This is a genomic window from Streptomyces sp. NPDC059499 (genome assembly GCF_042749285.1).
In the GTDB taxonomy this organism is placed as follows: Bacteria; Actinomycetota; Actinomycetes; order Streptomycetales; family Streptomycetaceae; genus Streptomyces.
This window is the reverse complement of record NZ_JBHYTT010000006.1, coordinates 249,193-269,354: the sequence shown is the minus strand read 5'-3', so window position 1 is coordinate 269,354 and position 20,162 is coordinate 249,193. Positions and strand designations below refer to the sequence as shown.

Below are 20,162 nucleotides of genomic sequence, written 5' to 3'. Positions count from 1 at the left end.
GCTCCCCTCACACGGTCCTCGCGGACCGACGGTAGGAGATCATGGCGTATCCGCCGAACAGCAGCAGCCACGCGGCGAGTACGGTGACCGACCCGGCGCCCGGCGCGTGGCCGGCGATCGTCGCCCAGCCCAGGTCCGCGAACCCGTGGGCGGGGCTGAACTCACCGATGGTGCGCACCCAGCCGGGGAACTCGGCGAGCGGGAACCACAGTCCGCCGACGATCGCGAAGCCCATCAGACAGGCCACGTTGACCACACCCGTGCCCTGCGGTGTGAGCCGGTAGCCGTTGCCGATGCCGAGCAGGGTGAACGGCAGCGCGCCGATCCACAGCGTCAGCACCAGGGCGACCCACTGCCAGGCCGCCAGCCGCACCCCGTTGACCAGCGCACCCGCCAGCAGAACGGCCAGGATCGTCGGCAGCACCGTCACCGAGCCACTGATCGCGCGGCCCGCCACCGCACGGCCCGGATCCAGCGGTGTGATCCGCAACTGCCGCAGCCAGCCTAGGGATTTGTCCGACGCGATGCCCGTACCGATGGCCATGGCCGACCCGAGCGCCCCGTACGCGGCCATGCCGACCATCGACGCGGCCTTCCAGTCGCCGTAGTCGCCGGCCCCGCCGAGGTTGGTGAAGAGGAGGTACATCATCACGGGCATGCCGGTCCCGAAGACGAGGAACACGCTGTCGCGCAGGGTCCGCCTGATTTCGAGCACGATGTACGGGAACATCACACCATCTCCTTGTGGTGGCCGGCGGTCCGGTCCGCGGGCGCGGTGAGGGCGAGGAACGCGTCCTGAAGGGTGGCCCTGGTGACCTGGAGACCGCGTACGGCCCCGATCCTTGCCAGTTCGACGACGGTCGCGTCCGAGTCCTCCGTACGCAGCAGCGCCCGGTCCCCGCGCACCTCGACGCCCACGACTCCCGGCAGCGACTCCAGCCCCGCGGCCGGACGGCCGGCCAGGTCGAAGGAGACCAGGCTGCCGCCCGCGGAACGCCTGATCAGGTCGCCGCTGCCGTCCGCCACGATCCGGCCGTGGTCGATGACCACGATCCGGTCGGCGTTCTCGTCGGCCTCCTCCAGATAGTGCGTGGAGAACAGGACGGTGTTGCCGCGCCCCGCGAAGGACCGCATCGAGTCCCAGAACGCCCGGCGGGCCTCCACGTCCAGGGCGGCGGTCGGTTCGTCCAGCACGATCAGTTCCGGATTGCCGGCCAGCGCGACGGCGAAGCGGACGCGCTGGGTCTGGCCGCCGGAGAGCTTGTCGATGCGCCGGTCCGCGTACTCCGCGACTCCCGCGAGGGCGAGCGACTCGGCCACGGGCATCGGACGCGGATAGGTGGACGCGACGAAGGTGATCAGCTCGCGCACGGTCACCCGGGGGATCGGGCGCCCGTCCTGGAGCATCGCGCCGACCAGTCCGGCCCGCACCGCCCGGTCGGGGCTGCGGCCGAGCAGCTGAACCGTGCCGGAGTCGGGGTCGTCGAGCCCGAGCAGGAGGCTGATGGCCGTGGACTTGCCCGCGCCGTTACGGCCCAGCAGGGCCACCGTCTCGCCCCGCCCGACGGCCAGATCGATGCCGTCCACGGCCCGGACGGTGCGTTCTGCCCTGCCGAACGTCTTGACCACCGCGGTGAAGATCACCGCGGGTTCGCTCGTCGTCGTCCCCGTCGTCTGCGTCATGACCACGACGCTACGGAGCACGGCGTGCGGACGGCAGGGGCCGCGTGTACGGAGTCCGCGATGACAAATGTCATGGAGGAAGCGCGGTGCCGGTCCGGGTGACGCCGGTGGGGCACGACAGAGGGCCGCCACAGCCTCGCGGCCGTGGCGGCCCTCTTCCCCGTGCGGCGCGGATCAGGCCGCCGCTCCGCCACCCCCTTCGGAGGGACGGCGGTGACGGCCGTGCGGCTGCACGCTCGTGTTCTCCGCCGACGCACCCCCTCGGTGCTTTCCGGAGCCGCCGGCTTCGGCCCGTTCCGCGTCCGCCCCCGGCGGACGCGTCTGGGTCGTGTCGGTTCGGGCTTCAGACATGTGGGAAGTCACCCCGTTGCGATCGCTTACGTGTGTGTCTCAAGCCCCGCCACCGCCACCCGACGTGGTCACCGTCGGCACCCACGCGGAACGGCTGCGTAGCCCTGGGCAGAGTTTATCCAGGCGCCCGGCGCCCGGTGAGAGGCGCCCGGCCCAGTGGAACGGGCTTGCACACAGCAGGAGGGGCGGCCTCCACGGATGGTTGCGTTCCGTTCGCGCCCACTCCGTGAACGTCGTCGGCCGGGGCGTCCAGCAGTGCCACGGCGCACGGCGCACCGGGCTGCTCGTACGGCAGGTGGAGCACCCCCTCCCGGCTCCAGAAGCCGGAACCCGTCAACCACCCCTCCGGCACGCCGAGATGGTGCAGCCGCCGTCCCGCCGGACGCCAGACACCCACCCAGCTGCCCGCGGCCCCGTCGATCCGCAGGGCCACCGCGCAGCTCTCCGGCATCAGCACCTGGCCCGGCTGGACGGCGAACGGCGTCACGGCCACGTCCGCCGGGCGCAGACACTCCGGGAAACGCACCGGCAGGCAGCTGCCCAGCACACCCCAGCCGAGCCGGTCATGACCGGGCGCGTCGGAACGGAGCAGCAGCAGCCCGCTGTCGGCATCGGCGAGCAGCAGCCGGTCGTTGCTCTCCGGCGCGATCTGCAGCAGCGGCGTCACCTCGCCGCCCCGCCCCAGATCCACGGCCACCGCCTTCACCGGCCCGCCGCCGGGCATCTGCCGGTCCAGCGCGAGCAGTCGCCCCTCACGGTCGAGCCAGGTTCCGCCCGCACAGTGGCCCGGCACATCGGCGACGTGCTCGGGACCGAAGGCGCCGCCCGCCACCAGCCATACGCCGGTGCTGCGTTCACCGGGGAGCAGCGCGTAGGCGCTCATGCCGTCCGGTGACGGCGGCAGGAGCGACAGGTCCGCGCATTCGATGGCGCCCAGCGGAAGTTCGCCGGTGCCCGGACCGGTCGGATAGAGCAGCGAGAACGTGTGCCGGTCCGCCACCCGTCGCCGGATCAGCACCCGCCCGTCGGAGAGCGGCAGCACATCGGAGTCCGCCTCCTCCGGCTGGCCGAGGGGCAGCGGAACGGCGTAGGGCTCGGGGCCGTCGAGCGTCCAGCGTTCCGGGAACCAGGCGGGATCGGAGGTGCCGGCGGCGGTGGTGAGCCTCGCCGCGTACGTATGGTCCGCGGCGATGGTGAGGACGGGCGGCAGGCAGCGTACAAACGTTTCCGCACGGGCCGGGGCAGCGGGAGGTTCGGCCGGAGCGGCACGGTGGCCGGATACGGCCGGTGCGGTGTCCCGGGGCGGTGCCGGGGGACCGGCGGGCCCACCTCTCCCGGCCGTGGCGCCACCGGGCGTCCCGGCCGGGCCGTGCTCGCCGCCCGTGCTCCGGGCGCCCTCGGTGGGCGTGGCGCTGTCCGTGCCACCGGGCGTCAGGGACACGCCGGTCCCGAGGGTCGCGTACGTTCCGGGAGCTGTGCCGTTCCCGGGCGGGGCGTACGTCCCCGACGTCATTCCCGACCCGGGCGGGGCATACGTCCCCGACGTCATGCCGGTCCCGCGCGGCCCGTACGTCCCCAGGGAGATGCCGATCCCGAGCGGCGCACCCGCGGCGGCGGACGCACCTGCCGCGCCCGTACCGGGGGGCGACGGCACCCCGGTGGTCGTGCCTGCCCCGGTGGGCCGGTCCGCCGTTCCGGGCGCCACGCCCCGGACCGTGGGGTCACCGGCGCCGCCGGTACCGCCCGACGCGATGGTCCCGTAGGACTCGGCGGCGGCTCCGGGCCCGCCTGCCGGGTCGGTTCCGCCGGTCATTCCGGTCTCGGCGGCTCTGCGGGGTTTCTCGGGCTCCGCCGGGTCGTCCGGCTCGGCGGCTTCCTCCGGTACGGGTCCGACCGTCGCGGCAGCCCCCGAGGCCCCCATGGACTTGTTCTCGATGACACAGGCAGTCATGGATCGGTCACCTCCGGCAACCGAAGCTAGTTTTCGCACTTCCTGCCGAACAACACGAGCCCTCGCACTTCACACGTAAGGGTGGCGATGTTCGGATTCGCCTGAGGGGAAGGGGGCGGCTGTGCACCCTGCTGACACGCGTGACTAAGGTAAGGCATTCCTAAGATTTCCCTGTGAGTTTCAACTGGAGCACGTGATGTCCCTTCGACGCCGCGGTACCGCCGCTGTCGGCCTGGCAGTGGCTGCCGCCCTCTCCCTCTCGGCATGCGGGGGAGACGGAGCATCGGGCGGTCCGGCCGCCGACGCGGGCGGCGACAAGAAGGCCGCTGTCGCCACGGGCGGCAAGGACTTCGGCGACGCGGCGAAGAAGACGGCGGAGTACGGCACGGACGCGAAGGCCGGCCAGTTCCCCCGCACGCTCACCCACGCCATGGGCAGGACCGAGATCAAGGCCGCGCCCCAGCGGGTCGTCGTCCTGGACGTCGGCGAGTTCGACAACGTCGTCTCGCTCGGGGTGAAGCCCGTCGGCTACGCCCCCTCCGAGGGCGACGCGGCCATTCCGTCGTACCTGGAGAAGGACGCGGGCAACCCGAAGAACGTCGGCACGATCAACAGCCTCAACCTCGAGGCGATCGCGGGCCTGAAGCCGGACCTGATCCTCGGCAGCCAGCTGCGTGCGGCCGACAAGTACGACGAACTCTCCAAGATCGCGCCGACGGTGTTCTCCATCCGCCCGGGATTCACCTGGAAGGAGAACTACCTCCTCAACGCGGCCGCGCTCGACAGGACCGCGAAGGCTAAGTCCGAGCTCGCCGCCTACGAGACGAACGCGAAGAAGCTCGGCGAGGACATCGGCCCCGACAAGCCGACCATCTCGATGGTCCGCTACCTGCCGGACAGGATCCGCCTCTACGCCAAGGCCTCCTTCATCGGCACGATCCTTCAGGACACCGGCCTGCCCCGGCCCGAGAACCAGCAGATCGACGACCTCGCCGCGGAGATCAGCCCGGAGAACATCGACCAGGCCGACGCCGACTGGATCTTCACCGGCGTCTACGGCGACGCGAGGGCCACCGAGCGCGACACCGCACAGGCCAACCCGCTGTGGAAGAACCTCGGGGCCGTCAAGGCCGGCCGTGCCAAGGACGTCTCGGACGAGACCTGGTACCTCGGCCTCGGCGTCACCTCCGCGAACCTGGTCCTCGACGACCTCCGCGCCGACCTCGTGAAGTAACGATTGACGACCGGCTTCCGGTCCGCCCGCACGGGTGCCCGCAGCCATGGCCGACGGGGCACGGAGGACAGGTAGCCTTTCCTCCGTGCCCCGTCTGTCTGAAGTCATCGCCGAGCTGGACGCCCTCTGGCCCCCCGAGCGTGCCGAGGGATGGGATGCGGTCGGCACGGTGTGCGGCGATCCCGGGGCGGAGATCGACCGCGTGCTGTTCGCCGTCGACCCCGTACAGCAGATCGCCGACGAGGCCCGCAGCCTCGGTGCCCAGCTGATCGTCACCCACCACCCGCTCTATCTGCGGGGTACGACGACGGTCGCCGCCTCCACCTTCAAGGGCCGGGTCGTGCACGGCCTCATCAAGCACGACATCGCGCTGCACGTCGCGCACACCAATGCCGACAGCGCCGACCCGGGCGTCTCCGACGCCCTCGCGGGCGCCCTCGACCTGCGCGTCACCGGGCCCCTCGTCCCGGACCCCACCGACCCCGAGGGCCGGCGCGGCCTCGGCAGGATCTGCGAGCTCGACCACCCCGAGACCCTCCGGGACCTCGCCGCACGCGCCGCCGCACGCCTGCCCGCCACCGCGCAGGGCATCCGGCTGGCGGGCGACCCGGACGCCATGGTGCGACGGGTCGCGGTGAGCGGCGGCTCCGGCGACAGCCTCTTCGACGCGGTACGCGCCTCCGGTGTCGACGCCTTCCTCACCGCCGACCTGCGCCACCACCCGGCCTCCGAGGCCGTCCAGCACTCGACGCTCGGCCTGGTCGATGCCGCACACTGGGCCACCGAGTGGCCCTGGTGCGAGCAGGCCGCCGCCCAGCTCGACGCAATTTCCGACCGCCACGGATGGGACCTGCGGGTCCACGTCTCGAAGCAGGTCACCGACCCCTGGACCACCCACCACTCTTCTGGAGCCCCCAACTGAACGCCGCGCCCGCCGACCAGATCCGACTCCTCGAAGTCCAGGCCCTCGACGTACGTCTGTCGCAGCTCGCCCACAAGGGCACGTCCCTGCCCGAGCACGCCGAGATCGACTCGCTCAACAGCGACCTCGCCCAGCTGCGCGACCTGCTGGTCGCCTCGCAGACCGAGGAGAGCGACACCACCCGCGAGCAGACCAAGGCGGAGCAGGACGTCGACCAGGTGCGCCAGCGCGCCGTCCGCGACCAGCAGCGGCTCGACTCCGGAGCGGTCTCCTCGCCCAAGGACCTGGAGAGCCTGCAGCGCGAGCTCACCTCGCTCTCCAAGCGCCAGGGTGACCTGGAGGACGTCGTCCTCGAGATCATGGAGCGCCGCGAGTCCGCCCAGGAGCGCGTCACTGAGCTGACCGAGCGCGTCGGCGCCGTCCAGGCCAAGCTCGACGACGCGACCGCCCGCCGGGACGCCGCGACCAACGAGCTCGACGCCGAGTCCGCCACCGTCACCAAGGACCGCGAAGTCGTCGCCGGCGCGATCCCCGCCGACCTGCTCAAGCTGTACGACAAGCTGCGCGCCCAGCAGGGCGGTGTCGGTGCGGCACGGCTCTACCAGCGCCGCTGCGAGGGCTGCCGCCTCGAGCTCAACATCACCGAGGTCAACGACGTGAAGGCGGCGTCCCCGGACACCGTGCTGCGCTGCGAGAACTGCCACCGCATCCTGGTCCGCACCTCGGAGTCGGGCCTGTAATGGCCGCTCCCCACCAGCTGGTCGTGGAGGCCGACGGAGGCTCCCGGGGCAATCCGGGGCCCGCCGGTTACGGCGCGGCCGTCATCGACCCGGTCACCGGCGAGACGCTCGCCGAGACCGCCGAGTACATCGGCGTCGCGACGAACAACGTCGCCGAGTACAAGGGCCTGATCGCCGGCCTGAAGGCGGCGAAGGCCCTGTTCCCGGACGCGGCCGTGCAGGTGCGTGTCCGGATGGACTCCAAGCTGGTGGTCGAGCAGATGTCGGGCCGCTGGAAGATCAAGCACCCCGACATGAAGCCGCTCGCGGCGGAGGCCGCACGTATCCTGCCCGCCTCCTCCGTCACGTACGAGTGGATCCCGCGCGCCGAGAACAAGCACGCCGACCGGCTCGCCAACGAGGCGATGGACGCCGGCAAGCGGGGCGGACAGTGGGAGCCGTCGTCCTCGACGGCCGCCCTGGACGCCCCGCGCCGCACCCCCGTCGCCCCGGACCGGCCCCCGGCCGGTCCGCCCGGGGACGCCGTCGCGGGCGCGGCGAAGGTGCGTGCCGCGCTGGCCGCGGCCCGCCCGGCCGCTGCGGTCACCCCGCAGGTGGGCTGGGGGAGTTCACCCGACCTGGGTGCCCCCGCCACCTTCATCCTGCTCCGGCACGGAGAGACGGCCCTCACCCCCGAGAAGCGGTTCTCCGGCAGCGGCGGCAGCGACCCCGAACTCTCGGCCACCGGGCGACACCAGGCCGCCTGTGCCGCGGAGGCCTTCGAGGCCCGCGGCACGGTCCAGGAGATCGTCAGCTCACCGCTGCGCCGGTGCCGCGAGACGGCCGCCGCCGTCGCCGACCGGCTCGGCCTGGAGGTCCGCGTCGAGGAGGGGCTGCGCGAGACGGACTTCGGTGCGTGGGAGGGCCTCACCTTCGCCGAGGTACGGGAGCGCTACGGCCCCGACCTGACCACCTGGCTCGCTTCCGCCGACGCGGCACCGACCGGCGGCGGCGAGAGCTTCGCCGAGGTGGCCGACCGGGTCTCCGCGGCCCGCGACCGCCTGATCTCCCGCTACGCGGGCCGTACGGCGCTCGTGGTCACCCACGTCACCCCGATCAAGACCCTGGTCAGACTGGCGCTGGGAGCCCCGCCGGACTCCATGTTCCGCATGGAGCTCCTTCCCGCCTCCGTCTCGACGGTCGCCTACTACGCGGACGGCAACGCCTCGTTGAGGCTCCTCAACGACACCTCGCACCTGCGGTAGCGGGATGCGGTGACCTGGTCCACGGGGCTGCTCGGCTTCGTCGCGGGCCTGCTGATATCGGTGGCGACGGCGCCCGTGGGCGTGTCCGGCGCGGTGTTCCTGCTGCCGGTCCAGGTCAGCGTGCTCGGTGTGCCGAGTCCCGCGGTGACCCCCACCAACCTGCTGTACAACGTGGTGTCCTGCCCCGGCGCCCTGCTGCGCTACCGCAACAGCGGCCGGCTGCGCGGGCCGCTGACCCGGCTGCTCGTCGTGGGCGCGGTGCCGGGTGTCGTGATCGGTGCGGTGATCAGGGTCTTCGCCGTACCGGGACCGGTCGTCTTCCGTCTGTTCATCGCCGTCCTGCTGCTCCCCCTGGGCGCCTGGCTGTGCGCCCGGACCCTGCGCCCCTCGCGCCGCCCGGCCGCCTCCGCCCAGCCCTCGCCGCGTGCCACCACCGCACTCGCCGCCGCGGTCGGTGTCGCGGGCGGCATCTACGGGATCGGCGGCGGTTCCCTCCTCGGTCCGATCCTCGTCGGGCGCGGGGTCCCCGTGGCGAAGGTCGCACCCGCCGCCCTCGCCTGCACGTTCGTGACCTCCCTCGCGGGGGCGGGCACCTACGCACTGCTGTCGCTGACCGCCACGGGCGACATCGCACCGGACTGGCCGCTCGGCCTGGCCTGCGGTTTCGGCGGACTCTGCGGCGGCTACCTCGGGGCCCGCCTCCAGCCACGCCTACCCGAGACGGCGCTGCGGCTCCTGCTGGGCTCCCTGGCCCTGGGCATCGGCGCGCTGTACGCCGTCCAGGTCCTGCGCTGAGCGCGGCTCAGCCGGTCCTCAGCCCCGCAGTGCGGACGCCTCGCGTGCCAGGCGCTCCACCCGTGCCCAGTCCTTCGAGGCCACGGCGTCGCCGGGCACCATCCAACTGCCGCCGACACAGCCGACGTTCGGCAGGGCCAGGTACGACGGTGCCGACGCGAGCGAGATCCCGCCCGTCGGGCAGAACCTGGCCTGCGGAAGAGGCGCGGACAGCGCCTTGAGGTAGGCCGTACCCCCGGCCGCCTCGGCCGGGAAGAACTTCATCTCCGTGACCCCGCGCTCCAGCAGCGCGACCACTTCGGACGTCGTCGAGACCCCCGGCAGGAACGGCACACCCGACGCCTTCATCGCGTCCAGGAGCGTGTCCGTCCAGCCGGGACTGACCAGGAAGCGCGCCCCGGCGGCGACCGTTTTGGTCACATGCGACACGGATATCACCGTGCCCGCACCCACCACGGCGTCCGGGACCTCCGCGGCGATCGCCCGGATCGCGTCGAGCGCGGCGGGTGTCCGCAGCGTCACCTCGATCGCCGGGAGCCCGCCCGCGACGAGTGCGCGGGCCAGCGGCACCGCGTCGGCCGCGTCCTGGAGAACGACGACGGGGACGACGGGGGCGAGGTCCAGCACGGAGGGGGACGCGGAGGGCGCGGAGGAGGTCATGACGTCATCCTGCCGCGCACACCGCACTCTACGCAACGACCGTTGCGCATGTTGCAACGTCAGTGGATCTCGGTGACCACCACATCGAGCGCCCACGCCCGTCCGGCCCGCTCCGGAGCCTGCGCCTCGACCACGTGACCGAGGTCCCGCAGCACCTCCACCAGCTCCGCAGGTCCCTTCGGCCGCGCCCCCGCGAGCAGCAGGTCACGGACCATCCGGCCCTTGGTCGCCTTGTTGAAGTGGCTGACCACCGACCGCTTCTCCACCCCGTTCACCATCTGCGACTGCAGCACCCGCACGCTCGCCGTGCGCTCCGCGACCTCGCCCGCCGGCTTCCACGCCCCGGTGTAGGCGGATGACCGCAGGTCCAGCACGAGCCCGCTCCCGGCCGCCTCCGGCATGACCGAGGCCATGGGGGCGCGCCAGTAAGCGTTGAGCGCGCCCAGCCCCGGCAGCTTCACGCCCATCGAGCAGCGGTACGAAGGAATCCGGTCGCCGATGTGCACCGCGCCCCACAGCCCGGAGAAGACGAGGAGGGACTTCCCCGCCCGCCGCCGGGCCGCCGGGTCCAGGGAGGCCAGGTCCAGGGCGTCGTACAGCACTCCGGTGTAGATCTCCCCGGCCTGCCGGGTACCGGCCGTGCGCAGCTCCGCGTTCTTCGCGATCTCGCCCCGCAGCCCCTCGCTCAGGCCGAGCACCGCACGTGCCTTCTCCTCGTCGGCCAGGCACAGCTCGACCAGCTCGTCGAGGATCGCGGCCCGCGCCCCGGCGAGGCCCGGAAGCGACAGGGCCTCCGGCTTCAGGGGTGCTCCGCGCCCCGAGGCGGCCTTTCCCTCGGAGGGCGGCAACAGCACGAGCACGGGTGTCTCCTTCGTACGTGACAGAGGGCGTGGCAGAGGCCCGTAGCGGCGCCCGAACCCCTCGGCAAGGGTACGGGCCCGGCGCGCACGGCCTCCGAGGCGCCCGCGGGCCGGACCGGGATGCCGACCGCACCGCCCCGGCCTACGCTCGGTGGCATGCCTCGCCGCCAGCTCCACATGACCGGCGCAGCCGACACCCCGCTGCGGGCGGCCCTGCGCGGCCTGCGAGCCGAGCTCGACCTGCCGGCCGACTTCCCGCCCGCCGTGCTCGCCGAGGCGGCCGAGGCCGCCAGGTCCCCGGACCTGTCGGGCCACCAGGACGCCACGGACCTGCCCTTCCTCACGATCGATCCGCCCACCTCCCACGACCTGGACCAGGCGATGCACCTGGAACGGCGCGGGAACGGCTTCCGGGTGCACTACGCCATCGCCGACGTCGCCGCGTTCGTCCGGCCGGGCTCGGCGCTGGACGCCGAGGCCCACCGCCGGGTGACCACCCTCTACTTCCCCGACGGCAAAGTGCCCCTGCACCCCACCGCGCTCTCCGAGGGGGCCGCCAGCCTCCTCCCCGGAGAGACCCGCCCGGCCGCGCTCTGGAGGATCGACCTCGACCCCGAGGGGCGCCAGATCGCCTGCGAGGTGCGCCGGGCCCTCGTACGCAGCAGGGCCAAGCTCGACTACGCGGGCGTTCAGCGGCAGATCGACGCAGGTACCGCGGAGGAGCCGCTCGCCCTGCTCAGGGACATCGGACTGCTGCGCGAGGAGCAGGAAGTCGCCCGGGGCGGCATCTCGCTCAACGTGCCCGAACAGGAGATCGTCGAGCGGGACGGCGCTTTGGACCTCGGCTACCGCGTGCCCCTGCCCGCCGACGGCTGGAACGCCCAGATCTCCCTGCTCACGGGAATGGCGGCCGCACGGATCATGACGGAGTCGGGCACCGGCATCCTCCGTACGCTGCCGGTCGCCCCCGACGGTGCCGTCGCCCGGCTGAGGCTCTGTGCCCAGGCCCTGCGCATCGACTGGCCGCACCACGTCCCGTACGCCGAGGTCGTCCGCTCGCTCGACCCCCGCAAGGGCAGCCACGCCGCGTTCCTGCAGGAGTGCACCACACTCCTGCGCGGCGCCGGCTACACCGTCTTCGAGCACGGCGACCTCCCCACCCCCGCCGTGCACGCGGCCGTCGCCGAGCTCTACACGCACTGCACGGCGCCGCTGCGCCGCCTCGTCGACCGGTACGCCGCCGAACTGTGCCTCGCGGCGGTCGCCGGCGAGGAGCCGCCCGAGTGGGTGCTCCGGGCGCTGCCCGCACTGCCGAAGGAGATGGCGGAGGGAACCCGCCGGGCCAACACCGTGGAGCGCGAGTGCGTGGATCTCGTCGAGGCCGCGCTGCTCAGGGACCAGGTGGGCGCGGTCTTCGACGGGTACGTGATCGACGTCAAGGACGACGAACCGGCCGTCGGGACCGTCCACATCGAGGACCCGGCGATCGTCGCCCGGATCGTGGGCGGCGCCGTTCTCCCGCTCGGCGAACGGCTGCGGGTCCGGCTCACACAGGCGGACCCTGGCTCGTCGAAGGTGCTGTTCGCGCCCGCATGAGGGCCGCGACCGCGGCGCGCGGGTCATCGGCGTGGAAGCGGACGGTGTGCGCGACACCGGTCCTCCCCAGCGGCCGTACGAACGTGACGGGACCGGTGAGCTCCACGGTCACCGTGGTCTGACTGCCCACGGAGAGATCGAGCACCCCGTCCGGGTGCAGAGTGACCAGCCGGCCTTCGGGGTAGCGCCGATCGACGCGAGCGGCGGTGACCGAGGACGCGGGGATCCGCAGATCGAAGAGCCCGCCGTAGCGCAGTCGCAGGGAGCCGTCCGCGCCCACGACGTGCGGCCGGGTCACACAGGCGGCGTGCATGGCCAGGACCAGAACCACTCCGTACACGTCCAGTACGAGCAGGACGCGGTGCACCACGGGCCAGGGAATCACCAGGGCCAGCATCACCGTCTCGACGACGGAGACGAAGAGGAACCCGTACATCATCGCGGTCTGCGGCCCGGTGTACGGGACCGCCAGCGCCTCGGCCCGCACACCGTGACGCCGCCTCAGCAGCCACAGCCACAGGCTGTGCAGGGCCCGCGCCTCGTGCGCGACCAGGCGGCGGACCGTGACGGGGACCAGGACCCGCAGTGCCGACCGCAGCGCCTCCCGGCGGCCCGAACCCGCCCGCCTCCGCCCCGCGTACAGCGGCCACAGGACACAGGCCTCCAGAACAACCGCGGCGAGCACCAGCGCCTCGGTCGCGAGCAGCGCGACAGCGGGTATCCGTACGCCCGCCACCAGGCAGACCATGACGGCCAGTTCGGCGGGCAGGACCGCCCAGACCACGGCGCGGGCCGTCCGCACACTCATCGGTTCCTCTCCCCGTCCACCCGTGCCGTGAGCCCGGCCATCAGCAGGCGCACCACCGCGGCCTGCGCGGGCGCGTAGTCGTCGAGCAGAGCCTCGCCGAAACCCGTCATGACCGGTCCGTCGGACGGGAACAGGGCCAGCACCCCCGCCGGCACGACAGCGGCCAGGTCGGCGGCCAGCGGGGCGATCCGCGGGTCGTCCACCGGGGCCGCGGCCAGCTCGTCGAGCCGCTCGTAGAGGCGAAGGACCGCAGGGTCCTCGGCCAGCGGCTGAAGGGCGGCGTACATCTCCTCGGCGCCGTCGGCCCCCTCGAGCAGCGCCAGGTGCTCACGGTCCTTGGCAGCCGCGGGGGAGTCCGTGTCCGGTGACGCGCCGAGCAGAGCGCCGAGTGCGGGGGAGACCGGTTCGTGGGCGCTCACCGGCCCCTCCAGCAGCTCGGCCAGCCGGCGCCGCCGCTCCCGGATCTCGTGTTCCTGCCGGGCAAGATCGGCATCGAGCTCTCCCAGCACCTCGACGAGCTCGCGCCCGGCATCGTCGGCCAGCACGTCCCGCACCTCGTCGAGACCGAGCCCGAGCTCGGTGAGCCTGCGGATCCTGGCCAGCAGGACCGCGTCGCGGACGCTGTAGGCCCGGTAGCCGTTGGCCCGGCGAGCGGGCTCGGGCAGCAGGCCGACGTGGTGGTAGTGCCGAACGGCCCGGGAGGTGACTCCGACGAGCGCGGCGATCTCTCCGATGCGCATGAGGCCAGTAGAAACCCTGACGCTGCGGCAAGGTCAAGCGGCGTCGGTCCGGGCGTCACGGCGCCCTCCCGTGCCTGCCGGGTGCGGGCGGCCCGTCCCCGTCTCGTACGATCGCGCCTTCGGACACGGACTGCGCACCAAGGAAGGTTCCACGCGTGAGCGACCTCGCCACCGGCCAGGAATTCAGCAGGCCACGGCAGATCGTCGCCGCCGCCCGGGCGCTCCTGGAGGAAGAGGGCCCGGAGGCGCTCACCATGCGCCGGCTGGCCGACCGGGTGGGCTTCACGGCGCCCTCCCTCTACAAGTACTTCCCGGACAAGTCGTCCGTGGTGGCCGCCCTGGCCGGCGAGATGCTCGGGGAGGCGGCCGAGGTGCTGGAGGCGGCGGATCGGGAGGCCCCCGGTTCCTTCTCGGCCCTCGCCGCGGCGTACCGCGCCTACGCGCTGGCCCACCCGCACCTCTACCTCCTCACCATGGGCCGCCCCGTGAATCCCGCCGCCGGGGTGCAGGACGCCGCGGCGGCCCCGCTGTTCCGCGCCGCCGGTGGTGACGAGGACCGGGGCCGGGCGGCCTGGGCCTTCGCCCACGGGATGGTGGTCCTGGAACTCAACGGCCGATTCCCGCCGGGCGCCGACCTCTCGGCGGCCTGGGAGGCCGGCATCGCGGCCTTCACGGCCTGACGGCGAACCGGGCGCCCCGCCCGCCGGGTAGCATGGTCGACACGGCAGACGAGCCGGGCGGACGGCCGCGTGAGGATCTTCGGATCCTCCCGAGGAACGTCCGGGCTCCACAGGGCAGGGTGGTGGCTAACGGCCACCCGGGGTGACTCGCGGGACAGTGCCACAGAAAACAGACCGCCCGGGACCTCGGTCCCGGGTAAGGGTGAAACGGTGGTGTAAGAGACCACCAGCGCCTGAGGTGACTCAGGCGGCTAGGTAAACCCCACCCGGAGCAAGGTCAAGAGGGGCCGTCGCAAGACGGTCCTGCGCGAACGTCCGAGGGCTGCTCGCCCGAGTTCGCGGGTAGACCGCACGAGACCGGCAGCAATGCCGGTCCTAGATGGATGGCCGTCTCCCCGGCCGCCGCGAGGCGACCGGGCGACAGAACCCGGCGTACAGCCCGACTCGTCTGCCGCTCCACACGCCCGCAGGGCGGCGCCCACTTTCTCAAGCTGAGCAACCCGTCGGACCCGGATCCGGGTCGCGTCGGGGCCGCGCGGTGGGCGGCAACGCCGGAACCCAGGCGCACCGACGGCCGGGCCCGGTCATCACCTGACGCCGTGCGGTCGGCCGTCCGCCTGGTGCGGGCCGGCCGGCAAGGCTGACGACGCGGGCGTGAGCGATGCCGGTGTGAGGTTCCCGCACCGTTCCCACTCCTGCCGAGGTGCCACCGGACTCTCCCCGGGTGCCTCCACTCGCTTCCGCACATCAGGCCGACAGCAGCTCACAACCCCCGTACGTGGAAGGGCAGAACGATCCGGGCAGGGATTGATTCCTTCTCTCGTCCACCATATGATGCAGTGAGTGACAGCGGATCAGATAAAAAGATTCGCCGCGACGTGAGATCAGAACGTAGGAGGTGGACTGTGACCGCGAGCCCCGCAGAGGTAGTGGTGCAGTCCGTCCCCCACGGGAGCCCGAGCCCGGCGCCGAGCGTCGTACGGCCGCAGACCAACCGCGCGTGCGCGAGTATGGTGCGGCTCAGCTGTTGTTGTCGCTGTTGTTGTCCGACTGAAGTCGCTTCGGTCTAGCGACCCGTCGATTTTTCGGCCGGTGCGCTGAGCGCACGGTCCTGCCGGTATCCGGCATACATTCCCGCGCTCGATCCATCGGGTCGACGTGTTCTCGAACGGTCACCCTGCGATCCGGCATGTCGCTGAACAGCCAGCCGGATCATATTCGAGAACGGTCATTTGATTCACCAAACCATTGCCGACGCGCGCACCGACTGACAGCGGGCGTGCAGCGTCCGCCTGTGACACGGAGCACTATGACCAACGCACTTGCGCGAACCTTCCAGGCCGTACCGCTGTGGGGCCGGCCGTCCAGGCCGGTCATCATCGGCGTCAGCCTGGTGGTGTCGCTTCTGTCGATCGCGCTGTCGGTTGTCATTGGCACGGCGGGTATCAGCCTGGGCGACGTCTTTCATGCGATCGCTATTCATGTCTTCGGCGCCCGGTCGAGCGAAAGCTTCCGCCCCACGGAGGTGATCATCACCGAACTGAGGCTGCCACGCGCCCTGTTGGCGTTCCTGGCCGGTGCGGCGCTGTCGGTGTCCGGGGTCGTCATGCAGGGGTTGCTGCGCAATCCGCTGGTGAGCCCTTACACCCTTGGTCTCTCGCCGGCGGCATCCTTCGGAGCCGCGCTCGCCATCGTTCTGTCCAACAAGGCCGGGCACACTCCGTCTTCGGTCGTGACGATCTTCAGCGCCCTGGCCTTCAGCCTGGCCGTCTCACTGATCGTCCTGGGAGTGGCATCGCTGAAGCGCATGAAGGCCATCACGCTGCTTCTGGTCGGCATGGCGTTCTTCCAGCTCTTCGAGGCGCTCACCTCGGCGACACAGTTCTTCGCCGACGAGAACACGCTGGCCGAGATCGTCCACTGGACCTTCGGCTCGGTGAACGACGCCACATGGCACCAGGTGCTGGTCGTCTCGATCCTGCTGGCCATCGCGCTGCCGTATCTGTTCGCACGCGCCAAGTCGCTCAACGCCATCGCTTTCGCGGGCGACGACGCGGCGGCGAGTCTCGGCGTCAACGTTCGCCGTACGCGCCTGGTCCTCATCGTCGTGGTGGTCGTCCTGACCGCGGTCGTCGTGTCCTTCACCGGCGTCATCGGCTTCGTGGGGCTGGTCGGTCCGCACATCGCTCGCCTGGTGGTGGGCTCGGACCACCGCTACCTGCTGCCGTTCGGGGCCATCGCCGGAGGCCTGCTCATCCTCTACGCGGATGCGGTCGGCCGGGCCGTGCTGTCTCCGGTCGTGATCCCGGTCGGCATCGTCGTCGCACTCATCGGCGCGCCGCTCTTCATCAACCTCGTACTTTCGAAAGGAACGTTGGCCCAGTCATGACGCTATCCGTCGAAGGCGTGGCCTTCTCCTACTCCCGCAGCCGCACGGTGCTGCACGACGTGAACCTGGCCGTGCAGAAAGGTGAGTTCGTCGGTCTGCTCGGCCCGAACGGCTCGGGCAAGTCGACGCTGACGAAGCTCATCGCCCGCGTCAACAGGCTGCGCACCGGATCGATCAGGTACGAGGACGAGCACCTCAGCCGTCTGCGGATGAGTGAACACGCCAAGGTGGTCGCCTATGTGCCGCAGTCGGGGGAGGCGACATTCCAGCTCTCGGTACGCGAGTCGGTGCTGCTGGGCCGGACGCCGTACTTCGGGATGAGACCGCGCCGCCAGGACTGGGAGATCGTCGACGCAGCGATCGAGCACATGGGGCTGACGGAGATGAGTGCCCTCTCCGTGGGCGACTTGAGCGGCGGCCAGGCGCAGCGGGTCCTGATCGCCCGTGCCGTCGCCCAGCAGCCGCAGATCCTGCTGCTCGACGAGCCCACAAGCGCCCTGGATCTGCGCTACCAGGTCGAAACCCTGCGCCACGTGCGTGATCTGACGCGGAGACGGAACCTCGTCTCCCTGATCGCGATCCATGACCTCAACCTGGCGGCTCGCTTCTGCGACAAGGTCGCGATCCTCCAGGGTGGCCGGATCGTCGCGTTCGGCAGGCCCAACGATGTCTACGACAGCCAGGTGCTGGAGCGCGTGTACGGCCTTGAGGTCGACCTCTTCGAACGCGACGGCGCTGTCCAGGTGCATCCCGTCATCGAACCGCTGTCAGTTCCCGCCGCGTCCTGACGCTCCGCGTCGCCCATACCCATGAGGAGAGAAGTGATCCATCCACCCACCCGCCGGCTGCGCACAGTCGCCGCCGCGGCCATCCTGACCGTCACCGCACTGATCGCGACCGCGTGCAGCGGGAGTTCGCAGGACGACGCGGCGAGCCGGTCGGGATCGAAGTCCGGGGCGTCCCCGGTCACGGTCACCGACAGCGTGAAGCGCAAGGTCGACTTCCCGAACGGTCCGATCGGCAAGGTCGCCCTCGTCGGCGGCTTCAACGTCGACCTCGTACTCGCCCTCGGCGCTCGCGACCAGATCGTCGGCATCGACGAGAAGACGATCGAGCAGGAGAACTTCGCCGACTTCCCGTCGAGTCTGTCCATCGGCGCGAGCGCCGACGCGCTGAACTACGAGCGCATCCTCCAGAGCGGCGCTCAGGCCGTGGTGATGTACGGCAACCAGCCGTGGCAGGCGGCGGAGACCTCGCTGAAGTCGTCGGGCATCGAAGTACTGGTCGTGAGTTCCTGGGTATCGCAGGACTGGAAGACCAACGTGGAGCTGCTCGGCAAGGTGCTGGGGCGCGACAAGGAGGCCGCGAAGGTCCTGGCCTTCACCGACAAGGTCAGCGCGCTCACGGCCAGGGCCGGGCAGGCGCAGACCCAGGCCACCGCGTACTACGAGGACAACGCGGGCAAGACCATCGGCGAGGAGGGCGGCAAGACGCTGGCGTTCGCTGACGCCAACATCAAGAGCATCTTCTCCGACAGCCCGGGCAACACCATCGATTCCGACCCGGCCGCGCTGCTGGCCGCAGACCCGGACGTCATCGTGGTGGAGACCGACAACCTCTACGGCGGGCGGTCCGACGCGGAGTACAAGAAGATCGCCGCCAAGCTGCTTGCGCGTCCGGGCTGGAAGAACCTGAAGGCCGTGAAGAACGGCAAGTTGTTCCTCTACAACCCGTGGGCCTTCGACCTGGCAGGCAACCAGATCTCGCCGCTCTTCTTCGCGTCGTTCGCCTACCCTGACCGTTACCAGGACGTAGACCCGCTGTCCGTCGTGGAGGAGTGGTCGAAGGACTTCATCGGCGCCGCGAAGTTCACGCCGCAGGGCTACGTGCATCAGGTGGCTGCGCAGTGACCCGGCGCGTCCGGACGGGGCTCATGTCGGTCTCGGGCCGGACGCGCCGCCTGCCTTGCCACAAGAAGTCGAAGAGAGGGGCAGCGCCCGCCGACTCAGCCGGTCGTAGCGCCCGACCGGCGCACGGACCGACCGACGCGAGGACTGCGCGGGTGAACCAGACGATGGACAGAGAACACGCGAATGAAACCTCGTACGCCGCTGATGCCGGGCAACTCGACGACAACTGGCTGGTCCATCACATCGCTGCGGCCGGTTCCGCCGAGTCCGTCGTACCGCTGCTCGAACAGAAGATCCGTGAGGGAGCGATCCGGCCGGGCACGCGGCTGCCCACCATCCGCGCGCTGAGCGAGCAGTCCGGGGTGAGTTTCCGCAACATCCGCGACGCCCTCGCCGTACTGCGCGGCAAGGGCCTCGTCGAGACGCGCCGGCGGGGCGGCACCGTGGTGGCCGATCCCCTCACAGCCCGCCCGGCCCCCACTGCCGAACCCGGCGGTACCGAGGCCCCGGCGACGAGCCCGGCCGGTGAACTCGCGCACGCATCGTCCGACCCCGACCTGCTGCCGGACCTGGCCGAGGCCCTGGCCGCCGGTCTGCGGAGCCCGAATCTGCATTCGAACGTCCGCCAGTACATCACCGACCGGCTGCGGACGGTCGCCCAGCGGGACTGGCCGTTCGCGGCCGAGGCGTACATCGCGGGCGGCAGCGGCGCGGAGGCCGCGCTGCTCTGCGTCGGCACCTTGGCCACGCCGAGCGGGAAGGTCGCGATCGACGTCCCGATCAATCCCGGCCTTCTCGATCACATCCGGCGGCTGGGCCTCGAGGTGTTCCAAGTACCCGCCGACGCGAACGGGGCCGACCCGGACGCACTGGCATCGGCCTTGCAGGGGGGCGCCCGCACCTACCTGTTCCAGCCGACCGGCCCCTACGCCATGACACCGCCCGCCACCGCCGAACGCGTCAGGGAACTCGCCGACGTCATCGCCGATTTCGATGACGTCATCGTGGTCGAGGACGACGCGGTGGGTCCGCTCGCCAACGTGGCGGGCCCGACGTTCGGCACTGTCCTGCCGGGCCAGGCCGTACGCGTTCGCTCGTTCTGCCGGTCGTACGGGGTCGATCTGCGTACGTCGGTGATCGGTGGTCCGCGCGAGGCGGTGGAGCGCATCCGCGACAACCGCAGTTACGGGCTGGCCGTCAACAGCCGCATCATGCAGGACGCGCTCGCCCACCTCATCGAGAGCTCCGCCACCGCCCGGACGCTCAAGCGGGCGCGCGGTGTGTACGCCAAACGCAAGGCGGCGCTGGCCGACGCCCTGCTGCGACGCGGTATCACCACCCACTCCGGCCCGAATGCCCAGTTCCTTTGGGCCGAAGTGAACAGCGAGGTCGACACCCTCATCGACCTCGCCACTGCCGGCTACTCCGTCGGCGCGGGCAGCCGCAGTTTCGTGGAACCACCATCCGCAGGCCATCTCCGCATCGCCACGCTCCGACTGCCGGACGACACGGCGTCGATCGACCGGCTCGCCGATGCGATCGGGCGCGCGACGCACGGGCAGATGCGAGATCTCTATGCCTAGGTATGTACTGAAGGAG

Annotated in this window: 18 protein-coding genes and 1 other RNA gene; 12 read left to right on the top strand and 7 right to left on the bottom strand. The window is 71.4% G+C overall.

Annotated features, from left to right (window positions below; translation table 11 throughout):
• Positions 1–7: 7 nt before the first annotated feature.
• The 3 genes from ACFW9O_RS17155 to ACFW9O_RS17145 form a co-directional block, all read right to left on the bottom strand.
• Positions 8–730: an ABC transporter permease gene (locus tag ACFW9O_RS17155; RefSeq protein WP_384610129.1), complete on the bottom strand. Its 723-nt coding sequence runs from the start codon at positions 728–730 to the stop codon at positions 8–10.
• Positions 730–1,683, bottom strand: coding sequence for an ABC transporter ATP-binding protein (locus ACFW9O_RS17150; RefSeq protein ID WP_384610127.1), 954 nt, complete (start codon positions 1,681–1,683; stop codon positions 730–732). The genes ACFW9O_RS17155 and ACFW9O_RS17150 overlap by 1 nt, the downstream gene beginning before the upstream one ends.
• 466 nt (positions 1,684–2,149) lie before the next feature.
• On the bottom strand, positions 2,150–3,547 hold the full coding sequence (locus tag ACFW9O_RS17145; protein ID WP_384610404.1) for a hypothetical protein: 1,398 nt from the start codon (positions 3,545–3,547) through the stop codon (positions 2,150–2,152).
• 634 nt (positions 3,548–4,181) lie between these two features.
• Between ACFW9O_RS17145 and ACFW9O_RS17140 the strand changes: the two genes are divergently transcribed.
• From ACFW9O_RS17140 to ACFW9O_RS17120, 5 genes are all read left to right on the top strand, one after another.
• On the top strand, positions 4,182–5,219 hold the full coding sequence (locus tag ACFW9O_RS17140) for an ABC transporter substrate-binding protein (RefSeq protein ID WP_384610124.1): 1,038 nt from the start codon (positions 4,182–4,184) through the stop codon (positions 5,217–5,219).
• Between the two features lie 85 nt (positions 5,220–5,304).
• A complete protein-coding gene (locus ACFW9O_RS17135) occupies positions 5,305–6,141 on the top strand; it encodes a Nif3-like dinuclear metal center hexameric protein (protein WP_351179697.1) in 837 nt (278 codons plus the stop codon).
• Positions 6,138–6,881: a zinc ribbon domain-containing protein gene (locus tag ACFW9O_RS17130; RefSeq protein ID WP_384610402.1), complete on the top strand. Its 744-nt coding sequence runs from the start codon at positions 6,138–6,140 to the stop codon at positions 6,879–6,881. Before ACFW9O_RS17135 ends, ACFW9O_RS17130 begins: the two co-directional genes overlap by 4 nt.
• A complete protein-coding gene (locus ACFW9O_RS17125) occupies positions 6,881–8,125 on the top strand; it encodes a bifunctional RNase H/acid phosphatase (protein WP_384610121.1) in 1,245 nt (414 codons plus the stop codon). The genes ACFW9O_RS17130 and ACFW9O_RS17125 overlap by 1 nt, the downstream gene beginning before the upstream one ends.
• Before the next feature lie 9 nt (positions 8,126–8,134).
• Entirely contained in the window at positions 8,135–8,920 is a 786-nt protein-coding gene (locus tag ACFW9O_RS17120) for a sulfite exporter TauE/SafE family protein (protein WP_351177177.1), read from the top strand.
• 18 nt (positions 8,921–8,938) lie between these two features.
• On the opposite strand, the gene eda is transcribed toward ACFW9O_RS17120, so the two are convergent.
• Together eda and yaaA are read right to left on the bottom strand one after the other, a co-directional pair.
• Positions 8,939–9,580, bottom strand: a complete 642-nt coding sequence (gene eda, locus ACFW9O_RS17115) for a bifunctional 4-hydroxy-2-oxoglutarate aldolase/2-dehydro-3-deoxy-phosphogluconate aldolase (protein ID WP_384610118.1) — start codon at positions 9,578–9,580, stop codon at positions 8,939–8,941.
• A gap of 59 nt (positions 9,581–9,639) precedes the next feature.
• On the bottom strand, positions 9,640–10,440 hold the full coding sequence (yaaA, locus tag ACFW9O_RS17110; RefSeq protein WP_384610116.1) for a peroxide stress protein YaaA: 801 nt from the start codon (positions 10,438–10,440) through the stop codon (positions 9,640–9,642).
• Positions 10,441–10,617: 177 nt separating this feature from the next.
• Between yaaA and ACFW9O_RS17105 the strand changes: the two genes are divergently transcribed.
• On the top strand, positions 10,618–12,036 hold the full coding sequence (locus ACFW9O_RS17105) for an RNB domain-containing ribonuclease (protein ID WP_384610400.1): 1,419 nt from the start codon (positions 10,618–10,620) through the stop codon (positions 12,034–12,036).
• On the opposite strand, the gene ACFW9O_RS17100 is transcribed toward ACFW9O_RS17105, so the two are convergent.
• Together ACFW9O_RS17100 and ACFW9O_RS17095 are read right to left on the bottom strand one after the other, a co-directional pair.
• Positions 11,987–12,844: a hypothetical protein gene (locus ACFW9O_RS17100; RefSeq protein ID WP_384610114.1), complete on the bottom strand. Its 858-nt coding sequence runs from the start codon at positions 12,842–12,844 to the stop codon at positions 11,987–11,989. The two genes, ACFW9O_RS17105 and ACFW9O_RS17100, sit on opposite strands and share 50 nt — an antisense overlap.
• The gene (locus ACFW9O_RS17095) at positions 12,841–13,584 is read right to left on the bottom strand and encodes a MerR family transcriptional regulator (RefSeq protein ID WP_384610111.1); all 744 of its coding nucleotides are present in this window, start codon (positions 13,582–13,584) and stop codon (positions 12,841–12,843) included. The genes ACFW9O_RS17100 and ACFW9O_RS17095 overlap by 4 nt, the downstream gene beginning before the upstream one ends.
• A gap of 155 nt (positions 13,585–13,739) precedes the next feature.
• Here ACFW9O_RS17095 and ACFW9O_RS17090 point away from each other — a divergent pair, with 155 nt between their 5' ends.
• From ACFW9O_RS17090 to ACFW9O_RS17065, 6 genes are all read left to right on the top strand, one after another.
• Positions 13,740–14,264: a TetR/AcrR family transcriptional regulator gene (locus ACFW9O_RS17090; protein ID WP_351177162.1), complete on the top strand. Its 525-nt coding sequence runs from the start codon at positions 13,740–13,742 to the stop codon at positions 14,262–14,264.
• 49 nt (positions 14,265–14,313) lie between these two features.
• An RNA gene (gene rnpB / locus ACFW9O_RS17085) (RNase P RNA component class A) lies at positions 14,314–14,715 on the top strand.
• Between the two features lie 738 nt (positions 14,716–15,453).
• Positions 15,454–16,653 (top strand): FecCD family ABC transporter permease, encoded by a 1,200-nt coding sequence (locus ACFW9O_RS17080; RefSeq protein WP_384610108.1) that lies wholly within the window; start codon positions 15,454–15,456, stop codon positions 16,651–16,653.
• The gene (locus ACFW9O_RS17075) at positions 16,650–17,441 is read left to right on the top strand and encodes an ABC transporter ATP-binding protein (RefSeq protein ID WP_384610107.1); all 792 of its coding nucleotides are present in this window, start codon (positions 16,650–16,652) and stop codon (positions 17,439–17,441) included. Before ACFW9O_RS17080 ends, ACFW9O_RS17075 begins: the two co-directional genes overlap by 4 nt.
• Before the next feature lie 33 nt (positions 17,442–17,474).
• The gene (locus ACFW9O_RS17070) at positions 17,475–18,563 is read left to right on the top strand and encodes an ABC transporter substrate-binding protein (protein WP_384610105.1); all 1,089 of its coding nucleotides are present in this window, start codon (positions 17,475–17,477) and stop codon (positions 18,561–18,563) included.
• A gap of 164 nt (positions 18,564–18,727) precedes the next feature.
• Entirely contained in the window at positions 18,728–20,146 is a 1,419-nt protein-coding gene (locus ACFW9O_RS17065; RefSeq protein ID WP_384610102.1) for an aminotransferase class I/II-fold pyridoxal phosphate-dependent enzyme, read from the top strand.
• The last annotated feature ends 16 nt before the right edge of the window (positions 20,147–20,162 follow it).

Bases quoted from the DNA above. Each gene is read 5' to 3' on its own strand.
- ACFW9O_RS17140 (WP_384610124.1), top strand. From the start codon at position 4,182: ATGTCCCTTCGACGCCGCGGTACCGCCGCTGTCGGCCTGGCAGTGGCT.
- eda (WP_384610118.1), bottom strand. From the start codon at position 9,580: ATGACCTCCTCCGCGCCCTCCGCGTCCCCCTCCGTGCTGGACCTCGCC.
- ACFW9O_RS17095 (WP_384610111.1), bottom strand. From the start codon at position 13,584: ATGCGCATCGGAGAGATCGCCGCGCTCGTCGGAGTCACCTCCCGGGCC.
- ACFW9O_RS17125 (WP_384610121.1), top strand. From the start codon at position 6,881: ATGGCCGCTCCCCACCAGCTGGTCGTGGAGGCCGACGGAGGCTCCCGG.
- ACFW9O_RS17080 (WP_384610108.1), top strand. From the start codon at position 15,454: ATGTCGCTGAACAGCCAGCCGGATCATATTCGAGAACGGTCATTTGAT.
- ACFW9O_RS17145 (WP_384610404.1), bottom strand. From the start codon at position 3,547: ATGACGTCGGGGACGTACGCCCCGCCCGGGAACGGCACAGCTCCCGGA.
- ACFW9O_RS17105 (WP_384610400.1), top strand. From the start codon at position 10,618: ATGACCGGCGCAGCCGACACCCCGCTGCGGGCGGCCCTGCGCGGCCTG.
- ACFW9O_RS17075 (WP_384610107.1), top strand. From the start codon at position 16,650: ATGACGCTATCCGTCGAAGGCGTGGCCTTCTCCTACTCCCGCAGCCGC.
- ACFW9O_RS17065 (WP_384610102.1), top strand. From the start codon at position 18,728: ATGGACAGAGAACACGCGAATGAAACCTCGTACGCCGCTGATGCCGGG.
- ACFW9O_RS17155 (WP_384610129.1), bottom strand. From the start codon at position 730: ATGTTCCCGTACATCGTGCTCGAAATCAGGCGGACCCTGCGCGACAGC.
- ACFW9O_RS17150 (WP_384610127.1), bottom strand. From the start codon at position 1,683: ATGACGCAGACGACGGGGACGACGACGAGCGAACCCGCGGTGATCTTC.
- ACFW9O_RS17100 (WP_384610114.1), bottom strand. From the start codon at position 12,844: ATGAGTGTGCGGACGGCCCGCGCCGTGGTCTGGGCGGTCCTGCCCGCC.